This is a genomic window from Streptomyces albipurpureus, assembly GCF_023701525.1.
Taxonomy (GTDB): Bacteria; Actinomycetota; Actinomycetes; order Streptomycetales; family Streptomycetaceae; genus Streptomyces; species Streptomyces albipurpureus.
The window spans coordinates 352,884-368,409 of the sequence record NZ_JAMQAW010000006.1; the positions used below are offsets into that span (position 1 = coordinate 352,884).

A 15,526-nucleotide genomic window follows, 5' to 3' on the forward strand; every position below is an offset into this window, starting at 1 on the left:
GGCGCCCGGGGCGGGGGCGTCGGCCCAGGGGTTCTCATCGCCCTGGAGCTGCTGCCACGGGTCCCCACCAGGGCGGGGGCACGGCTGCGTTTAAGGTGGTCAAGACCACCACTTCGGCCCCCAGCAGGAGAACCTTGCGCCCGCATCCGTGCCACCGCACGCTGTACGCCGCCGCGCTGACAGCGGTCGTCGGCGTGCTGTCGGCCGGGTGCGGAAACGCGGGTGAGATGCTGAGCGCGGGCCCGACGCCCACCGCCACCGGGCCGGTGCGGCTCTGGCCCGGGCTACCGCCGGTGACCGCTCCCCCGTACGACTACGGCGAGACGAACACCGCGCGGATTCCGGGGATCACCGTCCCCGGCTCGGGCGTCCGCGGGCTCGATCCGGTGGCCGTGGTCAAGGCGGAAGCCATCGAGCACCCCGAGTTGTACAACGGCCCCGCGGGGTTCTTCGGCGAGACGATCGAGGAGTTCGACCGCTGCGGGAGCGCCTCGGACACCTGTCCGGTGCTCATGCCCTACTACCGCGATCTCACCGGCGACGGCGCGGAGGAGCTGATCCTCGCGATCAAGCTGCCCGAGCAGCTGACGGCGGTACGGGTCTACTCACCGGACAAGCCGTCCGGTGCGCTGACCCGGATCATGTCCACGGCCGATCAACTGGTCCGGGTGGAGTTGGCGGGCCGGGACATCGTGTTGCGCTCGGTCTCCGCGGGCATTCCCGGGTACGAGTACCGCACGGCCTGGTCCTGGGAGGCCAGGAACGGCGCCATGCTGCCGACGCGGGACGAGATCATCCGCGTCAAGCCGACCGCTTCGCCGACCGCGCCCGGGGCGTCACGGCCCGTTCCGGAGCCACGGTGAGCAGGCCACGGTCCGGGGTGCGACGTCCCTCGTCCCGGCGGGAACGGTTGAGGTCGTGGGCGCCCCCGTACGGCTTCCGTGGCCGTTCCGGTTCGCCGCGGGATGCCGCGGTGCAGGCTCCGGTGCCACGGGCTTCGACGGAGAACGGCCCGGTGCTCTCGCCCCCGAGCGGGTCCCCACCGGAGGCTTCCCGGCAGGGGTCCTGCCCCCGATGGGTCTCCGGGGCGGAAACCGCCGGGGCAGCGGCCCCCGTGGCGAAGGAACGGCGCTGGTGGCCACGGCTGCCCCGCTGGGCCGTCAGCCTCACCTGGAAGGCAGCGGTCTTCATCGTCGGCATGTGCTGTGTCCTGGCCGCGCTGCTGGGCACCCTGGTCCATGCGGCCGTGACCAGCCAGACCGTCGAGCAGGCCCGGGAGAAGGCGCTGGGCCGGCTGGCGGAGGTGACGGACGCCTACAAGTCGGGGGAGCCGCTGCCCCCGTACGCGAGCGTCGACCCGGCCGAGCTGCCGGGCTCACTGCGCGCGCTCGCGGTGAGCGGGGAGCGGGGCACGGTGGTGAACACCTACAACGGTCGACCCACCATGTGGGCGGCGGGTCCCGCCGATGGCCGGGCACTGGCGGTGCGGGTCGACTACACCCTCAGCGCCCGTACGATCACCGGTCTCGACCGGGCCATCCTCGGCTCATCGGTGCTGGCCATCGGGGCGACGCTGCTGGTGGGCGCTTTCGCGGTCACCCGGGTCACCCGCAGGTTGCATCTGACGGCCCAGGTGGCGCGGCGGATCAGCGCGGGCGATCTCGACGCGCGGATCAATGACCCGCGGACGCGGAATCCCGCCCGCCCCCCGGACGAGGTGGCCACGGTCTCGGTCGCGCTGAACACCATGGCTTCCTCGTTGCAGAACAAGCTCCTCAGTGAGCAGCGGTTCACCGCGGATGTGGCCCATGAGCTGCGGACCCCCCTGACCGGTCTCACGGCAGCCGCGGAACTACTGCCCGAAGGACGTCCGACGGAGCTGGTACGGGACCGGGTGCGGGCGATGCGTTCGCTGACGGAGGACCTGTTGGAGATCTCCCGGCTGGACGCGGGGAGCGAGACGGTCGATCTCGACCTCCATGAGCTGGGCCGTCTCGCCGAGCGGGTGGTACGGGCCTCGGGCACCGAGACCGAGGTGCGGGTGGTGCGCGACACCGTGGTGGAGACCGATCGGCGCCGGTTGGAGCGGGTGCTCGGCAATCTGATCGCCAACGCGCATCGGCACGGGCGGACACCGGTGGTGGTGACCGTGGAGGGGCTGACGGTGACCGTCACCGACCGGGGACCGGGATATCCGGCGTATCTGCTGGAGCACGGCCCGGCCCGATTCCGTACCGAGGGTGGCAGCAAGGGGCACGGGCTGGGGCTGACGATCGCGGTGGGTCAGGCCGCGGTGATCGGGGCCCGGCTGCGGCTCAGCAATGCTCCGGGAGGTGGGGCGAGCGCCAGTCTGACGCTGCCGTCGAACCCGGTTCGGACGCCCCGTTCTCCGCTGGCCTGACCGCCGGTTCGCCCCCCATGACGGCAGATGGGATGCCGCATGCGTGACATAAGGGACATAAGACTTACCGCTTGCTAGGTTGCCTGCCATGACCGCCACCACCAGGGCGCCGGCAAGCACTTCTCCCTCCGCGCCCCACCAGCCACGACGGCGGGGCGTCGAACTCTCCCTCGTGGTCGGCGCCGTCCTCATCTCCGTCTACGGATACACGGCCGTCGGACTGGCGCGGACCCACGCGGTCCCCCATGACGTCCTGCGCTACGGCGCGGGCCTCGGCCTGCTCGCCCTCGTCGCCCATCTCGCCGTCCGACTGCGCGCGCCCTACGCCGACCCCCTCCTCCTCCCCATCGCCGTGCTCCTCAACGGTCTCGGTCTGGTCCTGATCTACCGCCTCGACCTGGAGACCCCGGACCACCCCGCCGCACCCGCCCAACTGATCTGGTCGGCACTGGGGATGGCACTGTTCACCGCGACGGTCCTGCTGCTCCGAGACCACCGCGTCCTCCAGCGATACGCCTATCTTTCGGTCGCCGCCGCCCTCGTCCTGATGACGGTCCCCATCCTGTTCCCCGCGGTCAACGGCGCCCGGATCTGGATCCGGGTCGGTGGACTCTCCTTCCAGCCGGGCGAGTTCGCCAAGATCCTGCTCGCGGTGTTCTTCGCCGCCTACCTCGCCGCCAACCACCAGACGCTCGCGGTCACCGGGCGCCGGATCTGGCGGCTCCAACTGCCGACCGGCCGGGTGCTCGGGCCGATCGTCACCATCTGGCTGACCAGCGTGGGCGTGCTGATCCTGGAACGCGACCTCGGCACCTCGATGCTCTTCTTCGGACTCTTCGTGATCATGCTCTATGTGGCGACCGGCCGAACCGGCTGGATCGCGGTGGGGCTGACCCTCGCGGCCGCCGGGGCGTTCGCGGTCGGAATGTTCGAGCCACATGTGCACAGCCGGGTCGAGGACTGGCTCGACCCGTTCGCCACCATCGAGGCGGGCAGGGGCGCGGGCCAGGTGGCACAGTCGCTGTTCGCCTTCGGCGAGGGCGGTCTCCTGGGCACGGGCCTGGGCCTTGGGCACTCCACGCTGATCGGCTTCGCGGTGAAATCGGACTTCATCCTGGCGACCGCGGGCGAAGAGCTGGGCCTCGTCGGCCTGACCGGCCTGCTGCTGCTCTACGGGCTGCTGGTGGCCAGAGGCTTCGGCGCCGGGCTCCAGCTGCGTGATCCCTTCGGCCGACTGCTCGCCATCGGACTGGCGTCCATCGTCGCCCTCCAGGTCTTTGTGATCACCGGCGGGGTGACGGGCCTGATCCCCCTCACCGGGATGGCGATGCCGTTCCTGGCGCAAGGCGGTTCATCCGTCGTCGCCAACTGGCTGATCGTGGCCCTGCTGATCCGCGTCAGCGACTCGGCCCGGGCCCCGCTCACCGAACCGGGCGCCGGCGCCCTTCCCCCCACCCCCCGGGAGACACGGTGATCCGCTACATCCGGCGCGCCGCTTGGCTGTGCTGCGCACTGCTCATCGCCCTGCTGGCCAACGCGGCCCGGCTACAGATCGTCGAATCCGACGCGCTGGGGAAGAACCCCGCCAACCGCAGACCCGCCATCGCCCGCTACGCCGAGCCGCGGGGCGACATCATGGTCGACGGCCGATCGGTGACCGGCTCCAAGGACACCGGCCAGCAGTTGCGTTTTGAACGCACCTACCACCGGGGCCCGTTGTACGCGCCGGTGACCGGCTACTCCTCACAGACCTACGGCACCACCCTGATCGAGGACGCGCAGGACCGCGCGCTCTCGGGGCTGGACCCGCTGTTGAGCGCGTTTCCGCTCTGGCATGACTTCAGCCGTGGGCGACCGCCCGGTGGGGACGTCATCACCACGATCAACCCGTCGATGCAGCGGGCCGCCTACGACGGGCTCGGCGGGAAGCGGGGCGCGGTCGCCGCGCTCGAACCGTCCACCGGCAGGGTGCTGGCCCTGGTGAGCAGCCCCTCCTATGACCCAGGCGTCCTCTCCGGCACCGGGCCCGCCGTCACCTCCGCCTGGGCCCGGCTCCACGGCGCCAGCACCCAGCCGATGGTGAACCGGGCCATCCACCAGACCTATCCCCCCGGGAGCGCCTTCAAGATGGTGACGGCGGCAGCGGCGCTGGACGCGGGGGTGGTCACCGATGTGGACGCGCCGACGGACACCCCCGACCCCTACCTCCTACCCGGCACCCGCACCCTTCTCCCCAACGCGGCTCCGGGCTGCGGCAACGCCTCACTCGCGTACGCCATCCAGTGGTCGTGCAACACCGTGATGGCGAACATCGCGGCGAAGGTGGGACTGCCCGGCATGCTGAGCACGGTGGGTGCCTTCGGCTTCAACGACCGTGATCTACGGATTCCCTCCCTGGTGACCCCGTCGAACTTCGACACCCGGATGAGTGTGGACCAGTTGGCGCTGTCGTCGATCGGGCAGTTCAACACCACCGCCACCCCACTCCAGATGGCGATGGTGTCCGCGGCGATCGCCCACAACGGGGAGTTGATGCGCCCCTATCTGGTGGACCGGGTCATCGCCCGCGGCACCCGGTCCATCTCCCGTACCCATCCCAGCCTCTACCAACGGGCGATGAAGCCGTCCACAGCACGGCGACTGCAACAGTTGATGGTGCAGGTCGTCGAGGACGGCACCGGCTCCAACGCGGCCATCGACGGTGCGAGGGTGGGCGGCAAGACGGGGACGGCCCAGCACGGCTTGGACAACTCCGGCACCCCGTACGCCTGGTTCATCTCCTGGGCCCAGGCGGACGACGCCTTCCAGCCCGCGGTGGCGGTGGCCGTGGTGGTCGAGGACGCGGCGGCCAACCGCGGCCAGATCAGCGGCGGCGGCAACGCGGCCCCCATCGCCCGGGCGGTGATGGAGGCGGCACTACGCCACTGATCCGGGGCGTGGCCGCCGGATCAGTGGCTAGTCCGCGGAGGGCCGACCGCGCCGCTGCCCCACCGAGGTGAGATCCACATCGAGGGGGAACGGGCGGTCGATCCGCAGTTGCTTGTGGTGAATGCCGGTGATCCCGCAGGCGCGGGTGGCACGGTCGAGCTCATAGACATGGACGACGGGCAGGCCGTCGTTCCTCTCCACCCGCCAGAAGTGGGGGATGCCTGCCCTCGCGTACGAGTGAGCGACGCTCCGTCCTTGACCGCGGGGGACCTCAGTGGGGACTCGGACTCACCTTCCGGGAAGGGCCTCCCGTCGCGCCAGCCAGGAGGCCGGCACTCCCCCGGTCCCCGTGTGCGCGGCGACGATCCCGCCCGTGATCGCACAGGTCGTATCCACATCGCCGAACCCCTCGGCCGTCGACCAGAGGGCGCCCTCCAGGTCGTCCGGATGCCGGGCGGCGGTCCATACCGCGAACGGGACCGTGTCATCGGCCCGGATGCGCTGGCCGCTGCCGAGAATGTCCGCGGCCTTCCAGGGCTCGGTCTCCGCGGGGAGCTCGGCCGCCCGAAGCAGACCGTCGCGGACGGTGCTCTGGGGGGTCTGGTCGGCCACCGCCCGCACCGTGAGCTCTCCACGGACCGACAGGGCCGAGGCGATCGCCACCGCCACCGCTCCGGCGACGCCCTCCGGATGGGCGTGGGTCACCCGCGCCGAGAGCTCGGCCTGTCGGGCGGCCTCCGCCAGATCGGCGGCGAACCACGCGCCCAGCGGTGCCACCCGCATGGCGGCGCCATTGCCCAGGCTGCCACCGTCGAAGAGCAGCGGTGCCTGGACGCGCCACTCCTCGGGGGTCTCCAGGAGCAGCGGCAGCAGATCGTGCATCCCGCTGCCGTAGCCACGGCCCGGGTCGGCGTCGAAGGTCAGCGCGAAGCAGGCGGCGAGCCGCTCCTGGTCGATGGTGCCGAACCGCTCCAGGACCTGGTGGATCGCCAACGCCATCGCGGTGTCATCGGTCCAGTGCCACTCGGGCTCCTGCGGGGCGCGGCGGGCCCGGATATCGGCGAACGCCTGCTCGCGGTCGCGGAAGAGGGGAAACCAGCGCTCCCCGAATGCGTCGCCGAGGGCAAGCCCCTCCAAGCTGCGGCGGGAGGCTTCACGATCTTCACCATGGGCTTGGTTCTCAGTCACCGACATGCCCACCATCGTCCCGTAACGAGCCCCGGGCGTACATCCGTTATCGACTCCGGACAGAGCCCACTCCACCGTTCCAGCGAGCGATCTCGTGCCAGCCGCTCTGCGACCGCGGCCACGGCCGGGGACGACGGCCCGACCCCCGGCGGAGTGCTTCAAGGCCCCGGCCGCGGGATCCGGCAACGCTCCGGGCCTGCTTGCATGAGAGCCTTCTCCGCTAAGGCCCACACACCAACCGGTGCGGTTACGCTGCGAGACATGACCACTCCCGTGCCGGCGACCCGTGGATACCGGCGGCTGAGCGTTGAGGAACGACGCGGTCAACTGCTGTCGGCCTCACTGCGGCTCTTCGCCCATCGGGCGCCGGACGAGGTATCACTCGACGATGTGGCGGCGGCGGCCGGTGTCTCCCGGCCCCTGGTCTACCGCTACTTCCCGGGTGGCAAGCCGCAGTTGTACGAGACCGCCCTCCGTTCGGCGGCGGAGGTGCTGCAGCGGTGCTTCACCGAACCGCAGTCCGGGCCTCCCACGGAACGACTGGCTCGGGTCCTTGACAGCTATCTGGTCTTCGTCGATCAGAATGACGCGGGATTCAGTGCGCTCCTGCGGGGTGGCAGTGTGGTGGAGACCTCCCGTACGGACACCATCGTGGATGGTGTGCGCAGGGCGGCGGCCGAGCAGATCCTGTCGCATCTGGGCGCGGATCGCCCCGGGCCCCGACTGCGGATGCTGGTACGCACCTGGATCGCGGTGGTGGAGGCCTCATCGCTGATCTGGCTGGATGAGGGGAAGCAGCCCCCGGCCCATGAGCTGCGGGCCTGGCTGGTGGACCATCTGATCGCGCTGCTGGCGGTGTCGGCGGCAACCGACGAGGACGTCGCCGGGGCGATCGGGGGCCTGATGGTGCTGGAGCGCCCGCACAGCCCGGTGGGCAGACTGGCGCGCGGGATGCTGCCGGTGGTCTCGGGCGCCTCCCGGCTCCTCTAGCCCACGCCCTCAGTCGTCCAACTCCTCCCGGTCGTCTTCGATCCAGTACCCGGGAAGTCGATCGCGCAGCCGATCAAGGGCCTGACTCGAACGAGCACGGGCGTGCAGGACGGCCCGACCGTCCTCACGCACCAGCACATCCTCGCCGACGTACCAGCGGCTGTCCTCGATGAGCGGAAACGGCAGCCGGGTGAAATCCGCCTCCAGCGCCTCCAGATGTCCGTCCTCGACCTCGTCCATGAAGTCGCTGAGCCCATCGGGGAGTTGCAACGACTCCGAGAGCACGATCTCCACCATGGACAGCGAGAGTCGATCGAGCCAGGGCTCCCACTTCTCGCTCTCCTTGTCGGCGAGATCGACCCGGACGAAGACGGCGGGGTCGATCTGATCGAGATCCGCCAGCAGTACGCCCCACAGGGCGACGCCCTGGTTCTCCTCGTGGAAGACAAGGGCTTCGCCGTCGGTGTCGATGAACAGCTGAGCGGGGGTGAGGAGCCGATTGTGGTTGCGGATGAGGTCATCGCGCCGCCCCAGCAGCATCTGGGCCTCCCGCAACGCCCCTGGCAGCCGAACCCCGAGCCGGCTCTCGGCCGCGTCCAGCTCCTCCTGGCCGCAACCGTCGTCATCGGCGAGCGGGCTGACCCAGTGCCGTGCGTAGTCCTTGACGAGCTCCCATGCGGCGGCACGGTCGGGCAGTCCTGCACGAAGGCGCGCAGCGAGATCGAACTCCTGGGTCATAGCTCCAGAGCATAGGCGGGGCTATGAGCCGACTTCAGGTCGGATTCCTGACGGGCAGGCGCGGCGGTGCGTGCAGAGCCCGCCGTTCCCACCGGGTGGAGGTGTCCGCCCAGGGCTCTCCCGCCGACATGAGTCGGAATGAGTCGGAATGAGTCGGACCCCGCGACGGTCGGGTTCCTCGGCGATCGTCCAAACCTCCCCCACTCCCACCGCCTTGCCGCGTCAGCCACTCGCCACGGTCACGATGCCCCGGGTGATGTGCGGCTGCGGTCACCTCTGCGCTGGGAGTGACGCACGTAAGCTACTGCTCTCGCAGAATCAGGATCGGGCTGACCGCCCGCGGATTTCCATGGTGGTGTCATGAGGTGAAGGCAGAAGAAACCCTCTTTGTCGGGGGCCCCCTTGATGGGCAGGTACTGCCGGTGCTGGTCGGGCACACGGGGCATCCGCCGAAGTGGTACGAGATCCCCGTACCGGGCGACGACGGGACCATCGCCGTCGTCCACGCCTACCGTCGGGTGCCCTCCGGGTACACCAAGAGGTTGGGGCTCCAGCGCGGCTGGAGGTATGAGTACGCCCCCGACGGCAAGGAGCGGCGGGAACTGAAATGGCCCTGGTCAAAACCCCAGAGGCGAGCCGACACGCCGTAGTCGGCGCGACTCCCCCGGCAGGAGTGACCCCGTTGCGCCGATCCGGTCACCCGGGAGGCGGGGGCGGGCCACGGGACACAGCATCCGCTCAGGGTGGATGGACCACTCCTTGACCGGAGGTGATGGTGTGTCAGGCAGATTGCTGGGTGCGTTGTGCATGGCGGTGGTCGTGGGAGCCGTACCGGTGGCGGGGCCTTTGACCACTCACGGTCAGCCGGAGGTCTGGCCCGCGGCCGCCACTCGGGCCGCCGAACCGGCGCCAGCGCCCAGCGAGAGCGAGCCAGCCGCCCGGCGCACCCCGGCCGACGACGAGCCCACGCCCCCGGAGGGAGCCGCTGGGGCCGCGCCGCTCACCGTCGCCTCCGCGCTCAGCCGGCTGGGGGGCCTCTATCGCACGGCTGAAGCGGCCGAAGCCGACTACCGCACAGCCAGGCGGCAGCTCATCGCGCAACGCACCGCGACCATCCGGGTCGGACAGCGGCTCAGTGCCGCGCGCGACGCTCTGGCGGACAGCCGGGGCGAGGTGGGACGGATCGCGCGGGAGCAGTATCAAGGACGGTCCGAGCTCGGTGAGCTGTCGCGATACCTCCGGGTCTTCCTCAGCCGGGACCCCCAGCGTGCCGTCGACGCGACCCATCTCTGGGAGCGCGTCGCGGCCGATCGGCTGGCGACCATGGCCCGGCTCACATCGGACACCCGACGCGCTGCCGCGCTGGCCACCGCGTCCCGCAAGGCGTACGAGCGGGAGTTGGTGCTCGCCGCACGGCAGAAGAAGGCCCGGGAGACGGCCGCCGCCCGGCTGAAGGCGATCGAGGAGCTGCTCGCCTCGCTGTCGCCCACCCAGCTCGCCTCGCTCACCGCCCTGGAGGAAGGAAGGCTCCTCCTGGGCGCGAAGCCGCCGCGGCCTCCCGAGGAGGCCGCGGCGGATGAGTCCGCTGAGACTGACTACCCGGCCGACCCGGCGGCTGCCGCGGCCCCGACCTCAGCGAGATAGGCGTCGGTGGCCGCGGGGTCGTAGAAGAAGTTCTCGAAGTCCGCGGGGTCGTTGAACCCGTTGGCGAAGCGATCGGCCACCGGCTGGAGCTGACCCGCCGCGCCGATCAGGTTCAAGATGTGCTCCGGCGGGGGCGCGAGCATGGCGTTGGTCCACTTGGTGACGTGTTGCGCGGTCTCCCAGTAGCGGTCGAAGGTGGCCTGCATCCAGTCCCCGTCGAACGGCTTGTCGCCGTGCTCGACGATGGAGTCGAGGTAGGCGGTGGCGCACTTGGACGCCGAGTTCGAGCCCTGGCCCGTGATCGGGTCGTTGGCGACGACGACATCGGCGACACCGAGCACCAGACCGCCGCCGGGCAGCTGCCCGATCGGCTTGCGTACGGTGGGGGCGTACCGTCCGGCGAGGGTGCCGCCGGCGTCGGTGAGTTCGACCTTGGTGGCGCGGGCGTACTCCCACGGCAGGAAGCGTTCCAGCAGCTCCAGGGTGAGGGCCAGATGCTCCGAGGGGTCCTTCACTCCCTGGAAGACATCGAGCGGACCGCCCGGAACGCCCTCCCAGAACAGGATGTCGGCGCGACCGGAGTTGGTGAAGGTCGGCATCACGAAGAGCTCACCGACCCCCGGTACGAGGTTGCAGCGGACCGCGTCGAACTCGGGATGCTCCGGGCGCGGCCCCAGACCGTGGACATAGGCGACGGCCAGGGCGCGCTGGGGGGCGTCGTACGGGGAGCGGGTGGCGTCCCGGCCGAACATCGAGACCAGCTCGCCCTTTCCCGCGGAGACCATCACCAGGTCGTAGGTGCGGGAGAAGTAGTCAAGGTCGCCGACGGCGGCTCCGTGGATGACGAGTTGTCCACCGCGCTGGGCGAAGGTCTCCATCCAGCCGGCCATCTTCACCCGCTGGTCCACCGACTGGGCGTAGCCGTCGAGCTTGCCGACCCAGTCGATGAGGCGCTGTGACTCGGGCCCGGCGACGGACACGCCGAGGCCCTCGATCCTGGGGGCCTGGGACTCCCAGAAGTTGATCCCCAGGTCGCGCTCGTGCTGGAGGGCGGTGTGGAACATGCACTGCGTCGACATGACCCGGCCGGAGCGGATCTCATCGGCCGTGCGGTTGGACATCAAGGTGACCTCGTAACCCTTCGACTGGAGGCCGAGGGCGAGCTGGAGACCGGACTGACCGGCTCCGACTATGAGTATCTTCCGCATCCGGGGAGTCTCTTTCGTCTGGGCAGAGCTAGCAAGGACTATTCGGGGGTGGCATCGAGCGCAAGGCTCACCAGAGCCAGAAGTGACTCGACAACGGTGGTTCGCCTGCGCGCGTCCATGATCACAATCGGTACATGTACCGGTATGGTCAAGGCCTCCCGCACGTCCTCGATCTCAAACATCTCCGAGCCGTCGAAGTGGTTCACCGCGACGATGTACGGCAGCCCACTGCTTTCGAAGTAGTCCAGTGCCGGGAAGCAGTCGGACAGCCGCCGGGTGTCGGCGAGCACGACCGCCCCGACCGCGCCACGCGCCAGGTCGTCCCACATGAACCAGAAGCGTTGCTGTCCCGGCGTGCCGAAGACGTAGAGCACCAGATCCCGGTCGAGGGTGAGCCGGCCGAAGTCCATGGCGACGGTGGTGGTGAGCTTCTCCGGCGTTGACGCGAGGTCGTCGGTCTCCTCGCTCGCCTGGGTCATCAGCGCCTCGGTCTGGAGCGGAGTGATCTCCGAGACCGAGGCGACGAACGTTGTCTTGCCGACACCGAAACCGCCGGCGACGACTATCTTGGCGGCGGTGGGGGCGCGGTTGTGGTCCAGTTGCCACGCCTGGAGGCCCTCGTCGGCGGCTATGGAGCCGCCGGGGGCGGTATCCGGACAGGGGTCGCGCTGCTGCTCGGGGTGGTTCTGGGCAAGCAGAGTCTCAGAGGCGGCGGAGTCCACTCAGCACCCTTTCCAGCAGTGCGCGTTCAGGGCGTCCGGGGGCGTGCCCGGTGCCATATACACGGATCTTTCCCTGGTCCGCCAGATCGCTCAGGAGCACTCTGACGACACCGAGCGGCATCTTGAGGATCGCCGAGATCTCGGCGACGGTACGCATCCGGCGGCACAGCTCGACGATGGCCTGGAGTTCGGGCATCACCCGGGAGGACAGATCGCCCTTGGGGAGCTCGGGACGCTCGGGGGGCGCTTCGATGGCCGCCACGAACGTTTCCACCAACAGCACATGGCCGAAACGGGTGCGACCACCGGTGAGTGAGTAGGGCCGCACCCGGGCGGGGCGGCGGTTCTCACCGCGTACCGGCAACCCCGAGGGGCCGATACCGGCGGGAACGTCAGGGCCCAGCGGCCCGGAGGCGGTCATCGGACCCCCTCCAGGGTCTGGCGCAACTCACTGCGGAGTTCGGGGGTGAGCACATGTCCGGCCCGGCCCACGAAGAGCCCCATGTGGTAGGCGACGACGGACATGTCGCAGTCCGCCTCGGCATGGACGCCCAGGAGTGAGCCGTCGCTGATCGACATGATGAACACGCAGGCGTCCTCCATGGCGACCATCGTCTGCTTGACGCCGCCGCCGTCCATCAACCGGGCGGCGCCGATGGTCAGGCTGCCGATCCCGGAGACGATGGTGGCGAGGTCGGCGCTGGAGCCCTTGGGGCCGTCCTGGTGGCCGCCCCCGATGGGTGCGGCGTTCTGGGCCGGGTCGGAAGACAACAGCAGCAGCCCATCGGACGATACGACGGCCACCGAGCGCAGACCTGGCACCTCCTCCACCAGATTGCTGAGCAACCAGTGCAGATTGCGGGCCTCGCTACTCAGGCCGAACGTGCTGGTCGCAGTCAACTGCGTGCCTCCTCGACTGTGTCCCCCGCTTCTTCTGTCGCCTTACGCGCGCTCTGGGCCACTTGCGCCTCGGCTTCGCGTCGGCCCTGGTCGGCAGCGCGCTGGAAGCCGCCGAGCCTGCGGCGCAGGTCTTCGGCGTCAACGCTGCCGGTCCGCTCGCCTGGTGCGGCTGCGGGCTTGACGATCTTGGGTGTGCGCTTGGGCAGGCCCTTGTCGGTGACCCGGTCCCACACCGGCGCGGGACCCGCGACAGGTCCGGGCGCCACGGCCGGCTCGGGTTCACCGGCCGGCTCGGGAACCGACGCTACCGGCTCGGGCGAGCCAAAGGGTGTCGCCTGGCCGGGCATGACCGGATACTGCTCCAACTCCGGCAGCCGCATCTCGAAGGTGGGCTCATCGGGCGCGTGGGAGTCCGGCACGCTGTCGGCGGCCCGCTCGTGCACTTCCGGCTCGGCGGCCCGCACAGCGGCCTCGGCGGCCTCCACCAGCGGATCGACCAGCGGATCGGCAGGCGGTCCGGCAGGCGGTGCGGGCAGCGGCTGGCGCGGAGAGCTCGGCAGGGCGTTGGAGTTGGCCTCGGCGACCGACCCGGGGAGGTGGAACCCGGTGCCGGAGTCGCCGGCACGGCCACGGCCCTCGACGGGTGATGCCTTGGGCAGCAGCCCCTGCGGGAGCACCACGACTGCGGCGACCCCGCCCTGGGCCTGCTCGCGCAGTTGTACGCGCACACCGTGGCGGGCGGCCAGCAGCGCGGCGACCCGCAGTCCAAGGCCCTCGGCGTCCCGACCGGAAGCCACCGGCGGGGCGGCCTCGAAGGTCTCGGGGTCAGCCAGCCGGGCATTGAGCTCGGCGAGCCGTCCCGGGGTCATCCCTATGCCGCCGTCCTGTACCGAGAGCATCACTTCGCCGCTCTCCAGGAGCCAGCCGGAGAGCTCGACCTGGGCTTCCGGGGGCGAGAACGAGGTGGCGTTCTCCAACAGTTCGGCGACGAGGTGGCTGAGGTCATCGGCGGCGAAGCCGGCGACCTGGACATGCGGGGGCAGCGACTGGATGACGACGCGCTCGTACCGCTCGATCTCGCTGACGGCGGCCCGCAGCACATCGACGAGCGGAACCGGCCCTGTGTGGCTGTGGCCGTGTTCCGCGCCGGCGAGGACCAGCAGGTTCTCGCTGTGGCGGCGCATGACGGTGGCCATGTGGTCGAGCTTGAAGAGAGTGGCGAGACGCTCTGGGTCCTGCTCCCGCTCCTCCAGCTTCTCGATCACGCCGAGTTGCCGCTCCACCAGGCCGAGGGTGCGCAGGGAGAGATTGACGAAGGTGTGGTCGACGGTGTGGCGCAGGCGTTCGAGTTCGGCGGTGAGCTGGGCGGTGTGCTGGCGCATCTCGGCCCGAGCGGCGCTGAGCTGGGCCGCCACCGCATCGCGCGAGCCGGCCAACTCGCCCCGGTCGCCCTCCAGCCGTTCGGCCCGGTCGCCGAGTTCGACGACCTTTCCGTGCAGGGCGTTGAGGGACCGTACGACCTGCGCGAACTCATCGTTGCGACCGGTGAAGCGCACCGGGTCTTCCAACTCGGGCGCGTTCGCCAACCGGGCCGCGCCGATCCGCAGTACGGCGAGCGGGCGGGTGAGGGTGCGGGCGATGGCGGCCAGTGCGCCGATCGTCAACAGCAGGGTGCCGCCGAGCAGTCCGACCCGGATCTCCAGCGCGGTGACATCGTCGTCACGAAGCTGCTCGAAGCTGACGATCCGCTCCGACGCGAGCGAGGACTCGATCCCACGCATCAACTCGATACGGGCGGTGAGCGACGACTCCAGCTTCTCCCGGTTGGACTTGCGGTCGCCGGCGGACAGTTGGGGCTGGTCGGTGAGTCTGGCGAGATAGTTCTCGGCTGTCTTGACCTCGGCACCGGTGACCGTGGCGGCCAGCGACTCACGGGCGTCCTTGCCCGCTGCCTGGTCGAAGTCGGCCAGTGCGGCTTGTTCACGCACCCGGGACTGCTGGGCGGCGGCGCTGAGGACGTCACGGATCTCGTCGGCGGCCTTGGACTCGTCGGTCTCCTGCTCGACGGGGAGCCCGCTGATCGGGTCGAGGCTCTCCTCGGTCTCCCCGGCCGGGACCGAGAGCGCGGCCAGCAGCAGCCCACGGGCCGCCGATGCCTGCTCGACGGCGAGACCGAGTGCCGCGGGCGCACGGGTGGCAGCGGTCGCACCGGGGGCGCGGGAGGGAGTCTCGTCGGCGAGTTCCACGGCGAGCGCGTGCAGCCCGGTGATGACGGCGGTGTACGCGCGGTGGGCTTCCACCGCCGTGCCCTTGCCGGTCATCGCGTCACGCCGTACCGAGGGCACGGCGGCCAGTTCGCGCCGGAGTTCGGCGCGCCCATCGGGGATGACCTCGGTGATCTCGTCTATCTGACGATCCACCCGGGCGCTGCGGGTTGCGGTGACCTCGCGCCGGTCCTTGTCGCCGGCCCCGGCCTCCTGCTCCTCACGCCCTGCGGCGATGTAGGCGGTGACCTCGTCGCGCTCATCGGCGAGCGAGTGGGCGAGTGTGACGGCCTGCCGGTTGAGCTCGGCGAGTTCGACCAGTCGCTGGGACTCGCTCAGCTCCGCCGACACCGCGAGGACTCCGGGCAGCCCGGCGCCGATGACGACCAGACTGACGACGGCCACTCCCGCGACCAGCCTGCTGCGTACGCGCTTGGCCCGGCCTGGCGCAGCCGGGGCCGGCGGGGCGGACTGTGCCTGGAACGTCTCAGGGACCAGGGGGGCCTGAGGCCGCTTCTTCTGCACCGGTGCTCGCAATCCTGC

General features: G+C 70.4%; 15 protein-coding genes. 7 read left to right on the top strand and 8 right to left on the bottom strand.

The window, feature by feature from the left end; all coding sequences use genetic code 11:
* Window positions 1-134 precede the first annotated feature (134 nt).
* The 4 genes from NBG84_RS06595 to NBG84_RS06610 all read left to right on the top strand — a co-directional run bounded on the left by NBG84_RS06595 (window position 135) and on the right by NBG84_RS06610 (window position 5,329).
* On the top strand, window positions 135-863 hold the full coding sequence (locus NBG84_RS06595; protein ID WP_250918331.1) for a hypothetical protein: 729 nt from the start codon (window positions 135-137) through the stop codon (window positions 861-863).
* Window positions 864-1,198: 335 nt separating this feature from the next.
* Complete coding sequence (locus NBG84_RS06600; RefSeq protein WP_425608584.1) at window positions 1,199-2,401, top strand: ATP-binding protein; 1,203 nt, start codon at window positions 1,199-1,201, stop codon at window positions 2,399-2,401.
* A gap of 88 nt (window positions 2,402-2,489) precedes the next feature.
* Window positions 2,490-3,875 carry an FtsW/RodA/SpoVE family cell cycle protein gene (locus NBG84_RS06605; RefSeq protein ID WP_250918333.1) on the top strand — a complete coding sequence of 462 codons (1,386 nt, stop codon included), beginning with the start codon at window positions 2,490-2,492 and terminating at the stop codon, window positions 3,873-3,875.
* A complete protein-coding gene (locus tag NBG84_RS06610; protein WP_250918334.1) occupies window positions 3,872-5,329 on the top strand; it encodes a penicillin-binding transpeptidase domain-containing protein in 1,458 nt (485 codons plus the stop codon). Before NBG84_RS06605 ends, NBG84_RS06610 begins: the two co-directional genes overlap by 4 nt.
* A gap of 27 nt (window positions 5,330-5,356) precedes the next feature.
* Here NBG84_RS06610 and NBG84_RS06615 read toward each other — a convergent pair whose 3' ends face one another.
* On the bottom strand, window positions 5,357-5,530 hold the full coding sequence (locus NBG84_RS06615; RefSeq protein ID WP_250918335.1) for a hypothetical protein: 174 nt from the start codon (window positions 5,528-5,530) through the stop codon (window positions 5,357-5,359).
* 87 nt (window positions 5,531-5,617) lie between these two features.
* Complete coding sequence (locus NBG84_RS06620) at window positions 5,618-6,523, bottom strand: ADP-ribosylglycohydrolase family protein (protein WP_250918336.1); 906 nt, start codon at window positions 6,521-6,523, stop codon at window positions 5,618-5,620.
* Between the two features lie 255 nt (window positions 6,524-6,778).
* Between NBG84_RS06620 and NBG84_RS06625 the strand changes: the two genes are divergently transcribed.
* Complete coding sequence (locus NBG84_RS06625; RefSeq protein ID WP_250918337.1) at window positions 6,779-7,507, top strand: TetR/AcrR family transcriptional regulator; 729 nt, start codon at window positions 6,779-6,781, stop codon at window positions 7,505-7,507.
* A gap of 9 nt (window positions 7,508-7,516) precedes the next feature.
* Here the strand turns inward: NBG84_RS06625 and NBG84_RS06630 are convergent, their stop codons facing one another.
* The gene (locus NBG84_RS06630; RefSeq protein WP_250918338.1) at window positions 7,517-8,245 is read right to left on the bottom strand and encodes an SMI1/KNR4 family protein; all 729 of its coding nucleotides are present in this window, start codon (window positions 8,243-8,245) and stop codon (window positions 7,517-7,519) included.
* A 365-nt stretch (window positions 8,246-8,610) separates the two neighbouring features.
* On the opposite strand from NBG84_RS06630, the gene NBG84_RS06635 reads away from it, so the two are divergent.
* Together NBG84_RS06635 and NBG84_RS06640 are read left to right on the top strand one after the other, a co-directional pair.
* Window positions 8,611-8,895, top strand: coding sequence for a hypothetical protein (locus tag NBG84_RS06635; RefSeq protein WP_250918339.1), 285 nt, complete (start codon window positions 8,611-8,613; stop codon window positions 8,893-8,895).
* A gap of 127 nt (window positions 8,896-9,022) precedes the next feature.
* Entirely contained in the window at window positions 9,023-9,889 is an 867-nt protein-coding gene (locus NBG84_RS06640; protein WP_250918340.1) for a coiled-coil domain-containing protein, read from the top strand.
* Here NBG84_RS06640 and NBG84_RS06645 read toward each other — a convergent pair.
* The 5 genes from NBG84_RS06645 to NBG84_RS06665 are packed head-to-tail and all read right to left on the bottom strand — an operon-like array spanning window position 9,841 to window position 15,508.
* Window positions 9,841-11,097, bottom strand: a complete 1,257-nt coding sequence (locus NBG84_RS06645; protein ID WP_250918341.1) for a styrene monooxygenase/indole monooxygenase family protein — start codon at window positions 11,095-11,097, stop codon at window positions 9,841-9,843. The genes NBG84_RS06640 and NBG84_RS06645 overlap by 49 nt on opposite strands.
* A 38-nt stretch (window positions 11,098-11,135) precedes the next feature.
* On the bottom strand, window positions 11,136-11,819 hold the full coding sequence (locus NBG84_RS06650) for a GTP-binding protein (RefSeq protein WP_425608580.1): 684 nt from the start codon (window positions 11,817-11,819) through the stop codon (window positions 11,136-11,138).
* Window positions 11,800-12,240, bottom strand: a complete 441-nt coding sequence (locus tag NBG84_RS06655; protein WP_250918342.1) for a DUF742 domain-containing protein — start codon at window positions 12,238-12,240, stop codon at window positions 11,800-11,802. Before NBG84_RS06655 ends, NBG84_RS06650 begins: the two co-directional genes overlap by 20 nt.
* Entirely contained in the window at window positions 12,237-12,719 is a 483-nt protein-coding gene (locus NBG84_RS06660; protein ID WP_250918343.1) for a roadblock/LC7 domain-containing protein, read from the bottom strand. Before NBG84_RS06660 ends, NBG84_RS06655 begins: the two co-directional genes overlap by 4 nt.
* Entirely contained in the window at window positions 12,716-15,508 is a 2,793-nt protein-coding gene (locus NBG84_RS06665) for a sensor histidine kinase (protein ID WP_250918344.1), read from the bottom strand. Before NBG84_RS06665 ends, NBG84_RS06660 begins: the two co-directional genes overlap by 4 nt.
* Window positions 15,509-15,526: the final 18 nt, after the last annotated feature.

Coding starts and splice junctions, on each gene's coding strand:
- NBG84_RS06600 (WP_425608584.1), top strand. CDS start 1,199: ATGTGCTGTGTCCTGGCCGCGCTGCTGGGCACCCTGGTCCATGCGGCC.
- NBG84_RS06605 (WP_250918333.1), top strand. CDS start 2,490: ATGACCGCCACCACCAGGGCGCCGGCAAGCACTTCTCCCTCCGCGCCC.
- NBG84_RS06620 (WP_250918336.1), bottom strand. CDS start 6,523: ATGTCGGTGACTGAGAACCAAGCCCATGGTGAAGATCGTGAAGCCTCC.
- NBG84_RS06625 (WP_250918337.1), top strand. CDS start 6,779: ATGACCACTCCCGTGCCGGCGACCCGTGGATACCGGCGGCTGAGCGTT.
- NBG84_RS06630 (WP_250918338.1), bottom strand. CDS start 8,245: ATGACCCAGGAGTTCGATCTCGCTGCGCGCCTTCGTGCAGGACTGCCC.
- NBG84_RS06645 (WP_250918341.1), bottom strand. CDS start 11,097: ATGCGGAAGATACTCATAGTCGGAGCCGGTCAGTCCGGTCTCCAGCTC.
- NBG84_RS06655 (WP_250918342.1), bottom strand. CDS start 12,240: ATGACCGCCTCCGGGCCGCTGGGCCCTGACGTTCCCGCCGGTATCGGC.